Origin of the sequence: Microbacterium sp. CFH 31415 (assembly GCF_022538185.1) — a bacterium.
Classification (GTDB): domain Bacteria; phylum Actinomycetota; class Actinomycetes; order Actinomycetales; family Microbacteriaceae; genus Microbacterium.
Map to the genome: position 1 here is coordinate 1 of NZ_JAKYXC010000013.1, position 13,791 is coordinate 13,791.

At 71.8% G+C, this 13,791-nt stretch carries 14 protein-coding genes and 1 pseudogene; 11 read left to right on the forward strand and 4 right to left on the reverse strand.

All coding sequences use genetic code 11. The annotated features are described in order from the left end of the window. The first annotated feature begins 125 nt into the window (after positions 1-125). From coaA to MK786_RS13640, 9 genes and pseudogenes are all read left to right on the forward strand, one after another. Positions 126-1,076, forward strand: coding sequence for a type I pantothenate kinase (gene coaA, locus MK786_RS13600; protein WP_241112777.1), 951 nt, complete (start codon positions 126-128; stop codon positions 1,074-1,076). Positions 1,077-1,124: 48 nt separating this feature from the next. Then, positions 1,125-2,975: a glutamine--fructose-6-phosphate transaminase (isomerizing) gene (gene glmS, locus MK786_RS13605; protein WP_241112778.1), complete on the forward strand. Its 1,851-nt coding sequence runs from the start codon at positions 1,125-1,127 to the stop codon at positions 2,973-2,975. A 75-nt stretch (positions 2,976-3,050) separates the two neighbouring features. Then, a pseudogene (locus MK786_RS13610) lies at positions 3,051-3,401 on the forward strand (holo-ACP synthase); the annotation flags it as partial. Between the two features lie 119 nt (positions 3,402-3,520). After that, a complete protein-coding gene (gene alr, locus MK786_RS13615; RefSeq protein ID WP_241112779.1) occupies positions 3,521-4,645 on the forward strand; it encodes an alanine racemase in 1,125 nt (374 codons plus the stop codon). 104 nt (positions 4,646-4,749) lie between these two features. Next, the gene (gene tsaE / locus MK786_RS13620; protein ID WP_241112798.1) at positions 4,750-5,199 is read left to right on the forward strand and encodes a tRNA (adenosine(37)-N6)-threonylcarbamoyltransferase complex ATPase subunit type 1 TsaE; all 450 of its coding nucleotides are present in this window, start codon (positions 4,750-4,752) and stop codon (positions 5,197-5,199) included. Positions 5,200-5,248: 49 nt separating this feature from the next. After that, on the forward strand, positions 5,249-5,905 hold the full coding sequence (gene tsaB / locus MK786_RS13625; protein WP_241112780.1) for a tRNA (adenosine(37)-N6)-threonylcarbamoyltransferase complex dimerization subunit type 1 TsaB: 657 nt from the start codon (positions 5,249-5,251) through the stop codon (positions 5,903-5,905). Then, positions 5,902-6,399, forward strand: a complete 498-nt coding sequence (gene rimI, locus MK786_RS13630; RefSeq protein WP_241112781.1) for a ribosomal protein S18-alanine N-acetyltransferase — start codon at positions 5,902-5,904, stop codon at positions 6,397-6,399. The genes tsaB and rimI overlap by 4 nt, the downstream gene beginning before the upstream one ends. After that, on the forward strand, positions 6,396-7,466 hold the full coding sequence (gene tsaD / locus MK786_RS13635) for a tRNA (adenosine(37)-N6)-threonylcarbamoyltransferase complex transferase subunit TsaD (protein ID WP_241112782.1): 1,071 nt from the start codon (positions 6,396-6,398) through the stop codon (positions 7,464-7,466). The genes rimI and tsaD overlap by 4 nt, the downstream gene beginning before the upstream one ends. Next, positions 7,463-8,056 (forward strand): DUF4190 domain-containing protein, encoded by a 594-nt coding sequence (locus MK786_RS13640; RefSeq protein WP_241112783.1) that lies wholly within the window; start codon positions 7,463-7,465, stop codon positions 8,054-8,056. Before tsaD ends, MK786_RS13640 begins: the two co-directional genes overlap by 4 nt. Here MK786_RS13640 and MK786_RS13645 read toward each other — a convergent pair. Beyond that, positions 8,046-9,239 (reverse strand): SAM-dependent methyltransferase, encoded by a 1,194-nt coding sequence (locus tag MK786_RS13645; protein ID WP_241112784.1) that lies wholly within the window; start codon positions 9,237-9,239, stop codon positions 8,046-8,048. The two genes, MK786_RS13640 and MK786_RS13645, sit on opposite strands and share 11 nt — an antisense overlap. 146 nt (positions 9,240-9,385) lie before the next feature. Between MK786_RS13645 and groES the strand changes: the two genes are divergently transcribed. Next, the gene (gene groES, locus MK786_RS13650) at positions 9,386-9,682 is read left to right on the forward strand and encodes a co-chaperone GroES (RefSeq protein ID WP_017203655.1); all 297 of its coding nucleotides are present in this window, start codon (positions 9,386-9,388) and stop codon (positions 9,680-9,682) included. Positions 9,683-9,854: 172 nt separating this feature from the next. Continuing rightward, a complete protein-coding gene (gene rarD, locus MK786_RS13655; protein ID WP_241112785.1) occupies positions 9,855-10,865 on the forward strand; it encodes an EamA family transporter RarD in 1,011 nt (336 codons plus the stop codon). A gap of 33 nt (positions 10,866-10,898) precedes the next feature. On the opposite strand, the gene MK786_RS13660 is transcribed toward rarD, so the two are convergent. The 3 genes from MK786_RS13660 to MK786_RS13670 are packed head-to-tail and all read right to left on the reverse strand — an operon-like array spanning position 10,899 to position 13,772. Continuing rightward, the gene (locus MK786_RS13660) at positions 10,899-11,228 is read right to left on the reverse strand and encodes a metal-sensitive transcriptional regulator (RefSeq protein ID WP_308220047.1); all 330 of its coding nucleotides are present in this window, start codon (positions 11,226-11,228) and stop codon (positions 10,899-10,901) included. Then, positions 11,212-13,560 carry a cation-translocating P-type ATPase gene (locus MK786_RS13665; RefSeq protein ID WP_241112786.1) on the reverse strand — a complete coding sequence of 783 codons (2,349 nt, stop codon included), beginning with the start codon at positions 13,558-13,560 and terminating at the stop codon, positions 11,212-11,214. The genes MK786_RS13660 and MK786_RS13665 overlap by 17 nt, the downstream gene beginning before the upstream one ends. Then, on the reverse strand, positions 13,560-13,772 hold the full coding sequence (locus MK786_RS13670) for a heavy-metal-associated domain-containing protein (RefSeq protein ID WP_241112787.1): 213 nt from the start codon (positions 13,770-13,772) through the stop codon (positions 13,560-13,562). Before MK786_RS13670 ends, MK786_RS13665 begins: the two co-directional genes overlap by 1 nt. Positions 13,773-13,791 lie beyond the last annotated feature (19 nt).

Consider the following 13,791-nt stretch of genomic DNA (forward strand, 5'->3'; position numbering starts at 1 on the left):
CCCCTGGGCGTGCGCTCCCCTCGGTCCTGGGGGGGGCCCCGTCCGGGGGGGGGGGCGCCCCCGCCGCTGTTGCACATCCCGCACAGGTCGGTGGCGGCATCCGTCCACCCGTTACGATGAGCGGGATGTCCGCAGACGAAGCCACCATCGCCCCGGCGCAGTCCCTCTACCGTGAGATCGGCCGCGGCGAGTGGGCGCGCCTCGCGGCGGGCATGGCCCAGCCGCTCTCCGAGACCGAGATCGTGCAGATCAGGGGTCTCGGCGACCGCCTCGACATGGCCGAGGTGCAGCAGGTCTACCTGCCACTCTCGCGCCTGCTCTCGCTCTACGCGAAGGCCACCAAGCAGCTCGGCGCCGAGACCAGCGCGTTCCTCCACGACGAAGACTCCACCACACCGTTCGTCGTCGCCGTCGCGGGCTCCGTCGCCGTGGGGAAGTCGACCATCGCGCGTCTGCTGCGCGAGCTGATGAGCCGCTGGCCCGACACGCCCCGAGTGGAGCTCGTCACCACCGACGGGTTCCTCTACCCCAACGCCGAGCTCGAGCGCCGCGGCATCATGGCACGCAAGGGCTTTCCGGAGTCCTACGACCGCCGTGCCCTGGTCTCGTTCCTCACCGAGGTCAAGAGCGGAGCGCCCGAGGTGAGGGCGCCGTTCTACTCGCACATGCGGTACGACATCGTCCCCGACGCCCACGTCACGGTGCGCCGCCCCGACGTCGTGATCGTCGAGGGGCTCAACGTGCTGCAGCCGCCGCCCGGCCCGCACGACGTCGCGGTGAGCGACCTGTTCGACTTCTCCGTCTACGTCGACGCCGATCCCGCGCACATCGCCCAGTGGTACGTCGAGCGGTTCATGGCCCTCAAGACGGGCGCGTTCTCCAATCCCAGCTCGTTCTTCAACGTGTTCTCGCACCTGAGCGACGAAGAAGCGGTGCAGACGGCGCTCGGGTACTGGAACGACATCAATCTGCCGAACCTCATGGAGAACGTGCTGCCCACGCGCGGGCGTGCGAGCCTCGTGCTGCAGAAAGCCGCCGACCACACCGTCGAGCGAGTGCTGCTGCGCAAGCTCTGACCCTTTCGTTCAGGCTCCTCGCATAACCCTCCGCCTACCATTGGACGCATGTGTGGAATCGTCGGATACGTGGGCCCGCGGCAGAGCCAGGCCGTCCTGATCTCCGGGCTGTCGCGCCTCGAGTACCGCGGCTATGACTCGGCCGGCATCGCCGTCATCGACGGCGACGGCGGTCTCGGCATGCGCAAGCGCGCCGGCAAGCTCCAGGTGCTGCGCGACGACCTCAGCGCGCACCCCCTCGCCGACGGCACGACCGGCATCGGCCACACCCGCTGGGCGACCCACGGCGGACCCACCGACGGCAACGCGCATCCGCACCTCGCCGACGACGACAAGCTCGCGGTGATCCACAACGGCATCATCGAGAACTTCTCCGAGCTCAAGGACGAACTGCTCGCCGACGGGTTCACCTTCCGCAGCGAGACCGACACTGAAGTCGCCGCAGTGCTCCTCGGCCGTGAGTATCAGCGCAGCGGCGACCTCATCACCGCGTTCCGGGCCACCGTCTCGCGTCTCGAGGGTGCCTTCACGCTCCTCGCGATGCACGAGGACCAGCCCGGCCTCGTGGTCGGCGCGCGCCGCAACTCGCCGCTCGTGATCGGTCTGGGCGAAGGCGAGAACTTCCTCGGCTCCGATGTCGCCGCGTTCGTCGAGCACACCCGCAACGCCCTCGCGATCGGCCAGGACCAGATCGTGGCCATCACCCCCGAGGCCGTCACGGTCACAGACTTCGACGGGAACCCGGTCGAGGTCGAGCCCTTCGAGGTGACGTGGGATGCGTCTGCCGCCGAGAAGGGCGGCTGGTCGTCGTTCATGGCCAAGGAGGTCTCGGAAGAGCCCGAGGCCGTCGCCAACACGCTGCGCGGCCGCATCCGTGACGGTGAGGTCGTCATCCCCGAACTCGACGGCCTCGACGACCTGTTCACCGGCATCTCGCGCATCATCGTCATCGCGTGCGGCACCGCCGCCTACGCCGGCCAGGTCGGCAAGTACGCCATCGAGCAGTGGACGCGCATTCCCGTCGACGTCGAGCTCGCCCACGAGTTCCGCTACCGCGACCCCGTGATCGGACCCGACACGCTCGTCGTGTCGATCAGCCAGTCCGGCGAGACCATGGACACGCTCATGGCCGTCAAGTACGCGCGCGAGCACGGCGCGAAGACGCTGTCGATCTGCAACACGCAGGGCGCCACGATCCCGCGCGAGTCCGACGCGATCGTCTACACGCACGCCGGCCCGGAGGTCGCCGTCGCCTCGACGAAGGCGTTCGTCGCGCAGGTCACCGCGCTCTACCTGATGGGTCTGCACATCGGCCGCGTCCGCGGTGTCGTCCCGGCCGACCAGGCTGCGGCCCACGTCGCCGAGCTCGAGGCGATCCCCGGCAAGATCACGCAGATCCTCGAGCGCGAGCAGCCTCGCATCGAGCAGTTCGCGCACTGGATGGCCGACACTCGTTCGGTGCTGTTCCTCGGCCGTCACGTCGGGTACCCGATCGCTCTCGAGGGTGCCCTCAAGCTCAAGGAGCTCGCGTACATCCACGCCGAGGGCTTCGCCGCGGGCGAGCTCAAGCACGGTCCGATCGCGCTCATCGAGCCCGGTCAGCCCGTGTTCGTCATCGTGCCCTCGCCCCGCAGGTCGGCCGAGATGCACAAGAAGGTGATCTCGTCGATCGAGGAGATCCGTGCGCGCGGCGCCCGCGTGATCGCGATCGCCGAGGAAGGCGACGCCGCGGTGCTGCCCAAGGCGGACGAGGTGCTGCGCATCCCGCTCGCCGGTCCGTTCTTCGAGCCCCTCCTCGCCGTCGTCCCGCTGCACATCTTCGCGATGGGCCTGGCGACCGCGAAGGGCCTCGACGTCGACCAGCCCCGCAACCTCGCGAAGTCGGTCACGGTCGAGTGAGCGCGGTCGCGAGGCGTCCGCACACACCGCGATAGGGTGACGGATGCCGCGACCGCGGCGTGACGGGAGAGGTACGTGATCGTCGGGATCGGCGTGGACCTGGTCGACATCGCCCGCTTCGAGCGGACGCTCGAGCGGACGCCGCGGCTCCTGGAGCGGCTGTTCTCCGTCAAGGAGCGCGAGCTCAAGCCGCGTTCGCTCGCCGCGCGCTACGCCGCGAAAGAGGCGCTCATCAAGGCGCTCGGCGGGTCGGACGGCGTGCACTGGACCGAGATCGAGATCACGCCCGAGGCATCCGGCCGCCCGTGGTTCACGCTCAGCGGCACGACGGCCGATGCCGTCGCCGACCGCGGCATCACCACCCTGCACCTGTCGATGTCGCACGACGCCGGCTTCGCCACCGCTTACGTGGTGGCGGAGGCATCCGCTCCTCCTTCGCCCGCCGTCCGTTCGGCCTCTTCCGCGAGACAGCCCGTCCGCGATGTGCGCGAGGACGGAGAGCGCGGCGAGGACGGGCAGCGCGGCGGGGACGGGCCGGGGGCGCGATGACCAGGCTCCCGGCAGGCGTCATGCGCGAGGCCTCCATCGACGTGGGCGCCATCGAGGACAACGTGCGCCATCTGCGCCGGCTGACCGGATCCGAGGTCATCGCGGTCGTCAAAGCCGACGGGTACGGTCACGGCGCGGTGCGGTCGGCGGTCGCCGCGCTCGCCGGCGGGGCGACCCGCCTCGGTGTGGCCGACATCACCGAGGCGATCGCGCTGCGGCGTGCGGGCATCGACGCCCCGATCGTCGCGTGGCTGCACGCCCCGGGCACGTCGTTCGCCGAGGCCGCGTCGCTCGGCATCGAGCTCGGCATCTCGAGCTTCGACCAGCTGCTGGCCGCCGCGGGCGCGGCATCCGCCGACCGCCCCGTCGGCGTGCACCTCAAACTCGAGACCGGGCTCTCCCGCAACGGCATCGCGCCGGAGGACCAGCGCATCGTGTTCGCCGAGGCCGCGAGGCTCGAGCGGATCGGCAAGCTGCGCGTCATCGCACTGTTCAGCCACCTGTCCAACACCTCAGCCGACGACGACCGGGCAGCACTGCGGGCCTTCGAGGACGGCGTCGCCCTGGCGGCGTCGCTCGGGCTCGCTCCGCCGCTGCGCCACCTGGCCGCGACGCACGCGGCGATCGAGCTGCCGGAGACGCGGCTCGGCTGCGTGCGCATCGGCATCGGCATCTACGGGCTCTCCCCCTTCGCGGACCGCAGTTCCGCCGACCTCGGACTGCGTCCCGCCATGACGCTGCGCGGAGCCGTCGCCGCCGTGCGGCGCGTGCCCGCCGGCAAGGGCGTGTCGTACGGCTACGCGTTCCGCGCGGAGCGCGACACGACGCTCGCGCTCGTGCCGCTCGGCTACGCCGACGGCGTGCCGCGCCAGGCATCCGGAGCCGGCCCCGTCGTCATCGGCGGCCGCCGGTTCGAGGTCGCCGGGCGCATCGCGATGGACCAGTTCGTCGTCGACGTCGGCGACCACCCCGTGGCGGTCGGCGACGAGGTCGTGCTCTTCGGCGACCCGACCCTCGGGGCGCCTGCCGCCGACGACTGGGCGACGGCCGCCGGCACGATCAACTACGAGGTCGTCACGCGCATCGGGCCGCGCGTTCCGCGACGTCAGGTCTCGGCGTGAACGGGAACGCCGACGGCGCCGCGGGCGTTGACCCCGACGTGGAACAGACGCTCACCGGGCTCGACACCCTCCTCGGCAGCCGCGAGGTCGTCTCACCCGACGCGATGGAGCAGCTGGGCGAGCAGATCGGACGGATGCTGCGCCCCGGCGACCTCGTCGTGCTCACCGGTCCGCTCGGCGCCGGCAAGACGACGCTGACGCGCGGCATCGCCCGCGGGCTGGAGGTGCGCGGGCCGGTGCAGAGTCCGACATTCGTGCTCGCGCGCACGCACCCGTCGCTCGTGGGCGGAACGCCGCTCGTGCACGTGGACGCCTACCGGCTCGGATCGCCCGCCGAGCTCGACGACCTCGACATCGACTTCGACCGGTCGGCGGTCATCGTCGAGTGGGGCCGCGGCATGGTCGAAGGGCTCCGCGACACGTGGTGGGAGATCGAGCTCGACCGCGAGTGGCACGGTCGCGGCATCGACACCGCATGCGGCACGTCGCCGCGCGTGGCCGAAGACCTCGACGCCGACACGCCGCGCGCCGTGACGATCAGCCGCCGGCCCTGAGGATCGGGCGGTCGCCGGGCCGCGCGAGGCGGCGACTACCCTGGGAAGGGTGATCCTCGGCATCGACACGTCTCTCGGCACGGCCGTCGCGGTCGTCGAGCACGACGGCGTCGTCCGGTCTCAGGTCGAGAGCGTCGACCCTCGCGGCCACGCCGAGGTGATCGGCTCGCTCATCGAGCGGGCGCTGGCCGAGGCATCGCTCACCGCCGGCGACATCACGCATGTCGCCGCCGGCATGGGCCCGGGGCCGTTCACCGGGCTTCGCGTGGGCATCGCCGCAGCGCGGGCGTTCGCCCTCGGGCGCGGCATCCCGGTCGTGCCGGTCGTGAGCCATGATGCCGTCGCCATCGAGCTGCTGCTGCACGACGCCCTCACCGGCGGCCTCGACCGCGACGGCCTGCCGTTCGCCGTCGTGACCGATGCCCGCCGGCGGGAGTTCGCCTACTCGGTCTATCGCGGCCTCGACGACGACGGGCTGCCCGTGCGCATCGCCGAGCCCGCGCTCGCGCCGCGCGACGACCTCGACGCCGCGCTCGCCCGCGACGGCGTCGTCCGGCGTGACGCCGACCGGGTGCCCGGTGCGCTCCTCGCGCTGTGCGCGGCGCGCGCCCTTGCGGCCGGCCGCGTGATCGCCTCGTCCGACGCGCTGTACCTGCGCTCACCCGACGTGACCCCGCCCGCCGCGCGGAAGCGGGTCGGCACATGACGCTGCGTGCGGCCGGGCCGGCCGACGTCGAGGCGATCATGGCGCTCGAGCGGGCGTCCTTCCCGACCGATGCCTGGTCGGACGCGATGATGCGCGAGGAGATCGCCTCTCCGCACGGCTGGTACATCGTCGACGAAGAAGCAGGGCGACTGGTGGGCTACGCGGGCCTGCGCGCCGTGCGCGGTGCGCAGGACGCCGACGTGCAGACCATCACCATCGCGGAGTCCGCGCGGGGCCGAGGCCGCGGCCGCACGCTCCTGCGCGCGCTTCTCGCCGAGGCCGCCGACCGCCGCGTGCACGATGTGTTCCTCGAGGTGCGCGCCGACAACCCGGTGGCGCAGGCGCTCTACGTCTCGGAGGGCTTCCTCGAGATCGGTCGCCGCCCGCGCTACTACCAGCCCGACGACGTGGACGCCGTCGTCATGAAGCTCGACCTGCGCGGGTGGGCCGCGCGGGATGCCGCGTCCGCCGACGATGCGGGAGTGTGCACGTGAACCGGTCCGAGCCGCTGATCCTCGGCATCGAGACGAGCTGCGACGAGACCGGGATCGGCATCGTGCGCGGGCGCACGCTGCTGTCGAACACGATCGCCAGCTCGATGGACGAGCACGCCCGCTACGGCGGCGTCGTGCCCGAGGTCGCCGCCCGCGCGCACCTCGAGGCTCTCGAGCCGGCGATCCATGCGGCCCTCGCCGAGTCCCGCGTCGCGCTGGCCGACATCGACGCCGTCGCCGTCACGTCCGGACCCGGCCTCGCGGGCGCGCTCATGGTCGGCGTGGGCGCCGCCAAGGCGCTCGCCGTCTCGCTCGACCGCCCGTTGTACGCCGTGAACCACCTGGTCGGGCACATCGCCGCCGACATCCTCGATCCTGACGCCCCGCCGCTCGAGTACCCGACGGTCGCGCTCCTCGTGTCGGGGGGCCACACGTCACTGCTGCTCGTGCGCGACCTCACCAGCGACGTCGTGCTGCTCGGCGAGACCGTCGACGATGCCGCGGGCGAGGCGTTCGACAAGGTCGCGCGCCTGCTCGGACTGCCCTACCCCGGCGGCCCCGAGATCGACCGGGCCGCGGTGACCGGTGATCCCGACGCGATCCGCTTCCCCCGCGGGCTCTCGCGCCCGGGCGACATGGCCTCGCACCGCTACGACTTCTCGTTCTCGGGGCTCAAGACCGCTGTCGCGCGCTGGGTCGAGCAGCGCGAGGCGGCCGGCGAGCCGATTCCGGTCCCCGACGTCGCCGCGAGCTTCCGCGAGGCCGTCGTCGACGTGCTCGTGACGAAGGCGCTTGCCGCCTGCCGCGACTACGGGGTGCCGCGACTGCTGCTCGGCGGGGGCGTCATCGCCAACCGCCGCCTGCGCGACGTCGCGCTCGAGCGTGCGGCCGCGGAGGGGGTCACCGTGCGCATCCCGCCGCTGTCGCTGTGCACCGACAACGGAGCGATGATCGCCGCCCTCGCGTCGGAGCTCGTGATGTCGGGCCGCCCGCCGTCGACCCTCGAGTTCGGCGCCGATTCGACCCTGCCGGTCACCGAGATCCAGGTCGCGGAGGCGGTCGCGTGAGGGACGACGAGCGGATGCCGCCACCCGGCGAACCCGCGGCGGGCGCCGAGGCCTCTCGGCGGGCGGAGCAGGTGCCGCCCGTGCCGCGGGCCGAGCCGGCCCCGCGTGCGAAGCCGGTCCCCCCCGCGCCGCAGGTGCCACCCGCGCCGCCGGCTCCGCAGCCCGCGGTCGAGCCGCCCTCGCCCGACGTGTCGCTCGCGGACGAAGCATCCCCTCTCCCCGGCGCGCACCGCGGCGGCTTCCTGCGCCTGCCGACCGCGCCGGTCGATGTGACGTCGCAGTCGGCGCCGCCCGAGCCCGGCACGGAAGAGCCGGCGGCTCAGTGGCTGATGCCGCCGACGGACCCCCCGCACCGCGGCTTCGCAGGCTGGGCGCTCGCCTCATCCATCGCGGGGCTCGTGGTATCGCTCTTCGTCGGCTGGGGCTTCCCGATCGGCCTCGTCGGGGTGGTCACGGCCATTCTGGCGCTGCGCCGGCCGCTCGAGAGTCGCCCGGTCGCGATCTGGGCGCTCGTGCTCGGTGTCGTGTCGATCCTCTACAGCGCCGGGTGGCTGTTCTACGCGGCCGCGCAGGCGTCGATCATCGGCTGACACGGTCGGCGAGGATCGCGAGCCGCCGGCTGCCGATGCGGGTGAGGAAGAGCGTCGCCTCGCCGTCGCCGCGCAGTGTGAGCTTCTTCCGGAATTGGGCGGGGTCGATGTCGACACCCCGCTTCTTGATCTCGAGGCGGCCGATGGCTCGGTCGCGCAGCGCCGCGTTGATGGTCGGAGTCTTCGCGGGCATCGCCTCGTCGACCCGGAAGGTCGACACGAACGGGCTCGTGACCGCGGCATCCGATGTCAGATAGGCGATGTGCTCGTCGAGCATGCCGGCCTCGAGCGATCGCGCCACGTCGCCGATGAGCCGCGCCCGGATGACCGCTCCGTCAGGTTCGTGCAGGAACGCGCCGAGCTCGCGAGCCGGCTCGTCGGGCGCGTCGGCGGCGCTGGTGAGCTCGTGCGCCTCGTCGCCCCGCAGCACCAGGGCCGCCCGTCGCACGCCGTCCCGGGCGAGGCCGCGCGACCACAGCACGAGCTCGACCGTGGAGCCGTCGGCGCTGATCCACTGCGCTTCGACGTCGTCGGGGATGAGGTCGCGATCGAGACCCGGGCCCAGCTTGATGCCGGTGGGGAGGCGCGTCGCGAGATCGAACGCCCAGTCCAGCGACGGCGACCAGTCCTCGGGACGCGTGCGCTGCGTCTCGGAGTGCCCGCCGGTGCGGCGTGCCGGATCGAGCCAGACGGCGTCGACGTCTGCGAGGTCCGCCTCTTCCGCGGTGCCGTGCGTCACGGTGACGGCGTCGCCGAACGGCGCGAGGTTGTAAGCGGCGATCGCGGCGGTGACCTCGTCGGCATCGACGGCCGTCACGGCGAGGCCGAGTCCGGCGAGACCTAGGGCGTCGCCACCGATGCCGCAGCCGAGGTCGGCGACGCGGCTGAAGCCGGCCGCACGGTAACGTCCGGCATGCCGCGCCGCGATCGGCAGTCGTGTTGCCTGCTCGAGTCCGGCGCGCGTGAGCAGCATCCGCTCGGCGAACGCACCGAATTTGGCCGCAGCCCGGGCTCGCAGGCGCGACTGCGTCACGACTGCTGAGACGAGGTCGGGGGAGTGCCCCTCCTTGCGCAGCCGGGTGACCGTCCGCGCGACGTCGTCGGCCGATTCGACGGCCGGGAGCGCATCGAGCAGTCGGAGTCCCTCCGGGGTCAGCAGCGCGGTCAGCTCGGCCATGTCCACCGGGCAAGCCTATGTCTCCGCCATGGATCGTCACGTCGCTGGCACTCACGTTGCGTGAGTGCCAGCGCATCCCTAGACTTGGAGTAAGCACTCTCACCATCAGAGTGCTAACGAGTCTTCAGTCTCAAGGAAAGAAGAGGTAGACCGTGTCGGTTTCCATCAAGCCGCTCGAGGACCGCATCGTCATCAAGCAGGTCGAGGCCGAGCAGACCACCGCGAGTGGCCTCGTCATCCCCGACACTGCCAAGGAGAAGCCGCAGGAGGGCGAAGTCGTCGCCGTCGGCCCCGGCCGCATCGACGACAACGGCAACCGTGTTCCGCTCGACGTCGCCGTCGGCGACCGCGTGCTCTACAGCAAGTACGGCGGAACCGAGGTCAAGTTCGGCGCCGACGAGTTCCTCGTCCTGTCTGCTCGCGACGTCCTGGCTGTCGTCGTCCGCTGACATCGCGTACATCGCATAGACGAGAGGGTCGGATGCTTCGGCATCCGGCCCTCTCGTCTTGTCCGTGTAGCGGCGGCCGGTGGCAGGAATCCGCCGGAGGTCGGCAGGCCGGCGTCGGCGCCCGACCCGCACAGCGGACCGGGCGCGATGAGTGCGGGCATAGGCTGAATCGATGAGCCACGAGTCGTCCTCCCCGTCCGGTCGCGACGTGGCGGAACCGCTCGACGACTCGACTGCGCTCGACCTCGGCGTCACGACCGGCAGCCACGGCATCGCCGCCGCCGCTGCTCGGGAACGCACGCTCGGCGGCGCGTACGCCCTGGGCGCGTACGCGCTGTGGGGCTTCCTGCCCCTGTACTTCCTGCTGCTCGCGCCCACCGGGCCGTGGGAGCTCGTCGCCTGGCGCATCCTGCTCTCGCTCGTCTTCTGCGCGCTGCTGCTCACGGTCACCCGCACGTGGCCCCGCCTCGTGGCCATCATGCGGCAGCCCCGGCTGCTCGGACTGACGGCGCTGGCCGGCGCCCTGATCTACGTCAACTGGCAGGTGTTCATCTACGGCGCCCTGACCGGGCACGTGATCGAGACCAGCCTGGGCTACTTCATCAACCCGATCGCCACGGTCCTGCTGGCGGTGCTGGTGCTGCGGGAGCGACTGCGGCCCACCCAGTGGGTGGCGATCGGCATCGCGGCGGGGGCCGTGCTGGTCATCGTGCTGGGCTACGGGTCCTTCCCGTGGATCGCTCTCGTGCTCGCCGCATCCTTCGGCACCTACGGGCTCGTGAAGAAGAAGGTCGGCCCGTCCGTCGACGCGGTGAGCGGGCTCACCCTCGAGACGATGTGGCTCACGCCGATCGCCGCAGTGATCCTCGCGATCGTCGGCGTCACCGGCGGACTCACCATGGGCGCGTACGGCTGGGAGCACGCCGTGCTCCTCAGCCTCACCGGCGTCGTCACCGCCGTGCCGCTGCTGCTGTTCGCAGCGGGCGCCCGGCGCGTCTCGCTCACCACGATCGGCCTGCTGCAGTTCCTCGCGCCGGTGCTGCAGTTCCTCTCGGGCTGGCTCGTGCTCGGCGAGCCCATGCCGCTCGAGCGCTGGATCGGCTTCGGGCTCGTCTGGCTTGCGCTGATCATCCTGACGGTCGACTCCGTGCTCTACGCACGCCGCGTGCGCGCAGCGCGCTGACCGCCCGGTCTCATCGTGGCGAGCCGGTGAGGCTCAGCGGACCAGGCGCGCGATCGCCTGGGTGGCCTCGGTGATCTTGGCGTCGGCCTCAGCGCCGCCCAGCCGGGCTGCGTCCACCACGCAGTGACGGAGGTGGTCGTCGAGCAGGCCGACGGCGACCGCCTCGAGCGCGCTCGTCAGGGCGCTGATCTGCGTGAGGATGTCGATGCAGTACTTCTCATCCTCGACCATCTTGTGGATGCCGCGGGCCTGGCCCTCGATGCGACGCAGACGGTTGAGGTACTTGTCCTTGTCGGTGATGTAGCCGTGGTGCGCGTGGTCGGGGTCGGCGACGGTCTCGATCGTGTCAGGCGTGGTGTTCACGGTGCACCTCCGGATGCGGGGCGGGTCGGGTGGAGTCGAGGGGAGCGGATGCCGCGGCGGCACTCGCTCGACTGCGGAACGACCGCAGCCGCAGGCTGTTGCCGACGACGAAGACGCTGGACAGTGCCATCGCCCCGCCGGCGATCATCGGGTTGAGGAGTCCGAGCGCGGCCAGCGGGATCGCGGCCACGTTGTAGGCGAACGCCCAGAACAGGTTGACCTTGATCGTGCCGAGCGTTGCGCGTGACAGGCGGATCGCGTCGGCGGCGCTGCGCAGGTCGCCGCGCACGAGGGTGAGGTCGGACGCCTCGATCGCGGCATCCGTCCCCGTGCCCATGGCCAACCCGAGGTCGGCCTGCGCGAGTGCGGCGGCGTCGTTCACGCCGTCGCCCACCATCGCGACGACGCGCCCCTCGCCCTGCAGCTGCGCGACGACGGTCACCTTGTCGTGCGGCAGCACCTCGGCGATCACCTGGTCGATGCCGACCTCGTCGGCGACCGAGCGGGCGACGGCGGCGTTGTCTCCCGTGAGCAGCACGGTACGCAGTCCGAGCGCACGCAGCTGCGTGACGGCTTCCCGGCTGGTCGGCTTCACCTCGTCGGCCACGACGAGCACGCCGTGCACCTCGGCATCCCAGGCGACGAGCACCGCGGTGCGTCCGGCCGCCTCCGCCGCGCGCTTCGCAGCCCCCAGCTCAGCCGGCAGCTCCAGCGCCCAGTCGGCGAGCAGAGACTCGCGTCCGACGATGACCGCGCGCCCGTCGACGACACCCGTCACGCCCTTGCCGGGTACGCTCTGGAACGACTTGACGGCGGGGAGGTCGCCCGCCTCGGCACGCGCGCCGCGGGCGATGGCCTGCGCGATCGGATGCTCGGAGGCATCCTCGAGGGCTCCGGCCACCCGAAGGACCTCGGCGCGGCCCACGCCCTCCGCCACGGCCACGTCGACGAGCGCCATCCGACCCTTCGTGACGGTTCCGGTCTTGTCGAGCACGACGGTGTCGACGGTGCGGGTCGACTCGAGCACCTCGGGACCCTTGATGAGGATGCCGAGCTGGGCGCCGCGTCCGGTGCCGACGAGCAGGGCGGTGGGGGTGGCGAGGCCGAGCGCGCAGGGGCACGCGATGATCAGCACCGCCACGGCCGCCGTGAACGCCATGGCGGCGTCGTAGCCGAGTGCCAGCCAGGTGACGAGCGTCGCGATCGCGATCAGCAGCACGATCGGCACGAAGATCCCAGAGATGCGATCGGCGAGGCGCTGCACCTCGGCCTTGCCCGACTGCGCCTGCTCGACCAGTCGCGCCATCTGCGCGAGCTGGGTGTCGTCGCCGACGCGTGTCGCACGGACGACCAGGCGTCCGCCGACGTTCACAGTCGCGCCGACCACTGCGTCGTCGGGGCCGACCTCGACCGGCACGGACTCGCCCGTGACCATCGACGCGTCGACGGCGGACGTCCCCGACACGATGACGCCGTCGGTCGCGATCTTCTCGCCCGGGCGCACGAGGAACTCGTCGCCGACGCGAAGGTCGGCGATCGGGATGCGGGCTTCCAAGACGGTGCCGTCGGCGCGTCGGCGGAGCACCGCGACATCCTTCGCGCCGATCTCGAGCAGGGCGCGCAGGGCGGCGCCGGCGCGCCGCTTCGAGCGCACCTCGAAGTACCGCCCGGCGAGCACGAACATGGTGACGCCCGCGGCGACCTCCAGGTAGATGTCACCCGCACCGTCGCCCGGCTGGACGGTCCACTCGAACGCGTGGGTCATGCCGGGCATGCCGGCATGACCGAAGAACAGCGCGTACAGCGACCACAGGAACGCGGCCGACACGCCCAGTGAGATGAGGGTGTCCATCGTCGCGGCGCCGTGCCGGAGGTTGATCCACGCCGCACGGTGGAACGGCCAGGCGCCCCAGACGACCACGGGCGCCGCCAGCGCGAGCGATGCCCACTGCCAGTACGTGAACTGGAGGGCGGGGATCATCGAGAGCAGGATCACAGGCACGGCGAGCACGATCGACCCGATGAGCCGCTGGCGCAGGCTCAGCAGCTCGGTGTCGGGCAGGTCGTGATCTCGGCCGCCCTCATCCGGGGCCGGCGGGACGGGGAGCACAGCGGTGTAGCCCGTCTTCTCGACCTCTTCGATGAGGGTCTGCGGGTCGAGTGTGGCGGGGCCGCTCACCGTGGCCTTCTCCGTCGCGTAGTTGACGGATGCCTCGACCCCCTCGAGCCGGTTCAGTCGCTTCTCGATGCGGGAGGCGCAGGACGCGCAGGTCATCCCGCCGATCTCGAGCTCGATGCGCGCACCCGCCGGGGGCAGCGCCGCGGAGGTCATCAGGCGCGCGCCGCCTCGTAGCCGGCCTCGTCGACGGCGGCGAGCACGTCGACGTCGGACAGCGGGGCGGTGGAGCCGATCACGAGGCTGCCCGATGCGGCGTCGACGGCGACCGTCTCGACGCCGGCGATCTTCGACACCTCGGTGCGCACGGCGGACTCGCAGTGGCCGCAGGTCATGCCGGTCACGGTGTACGCGGTCGTCTGAGTCATCGTGGAATGCCTTTCGCTG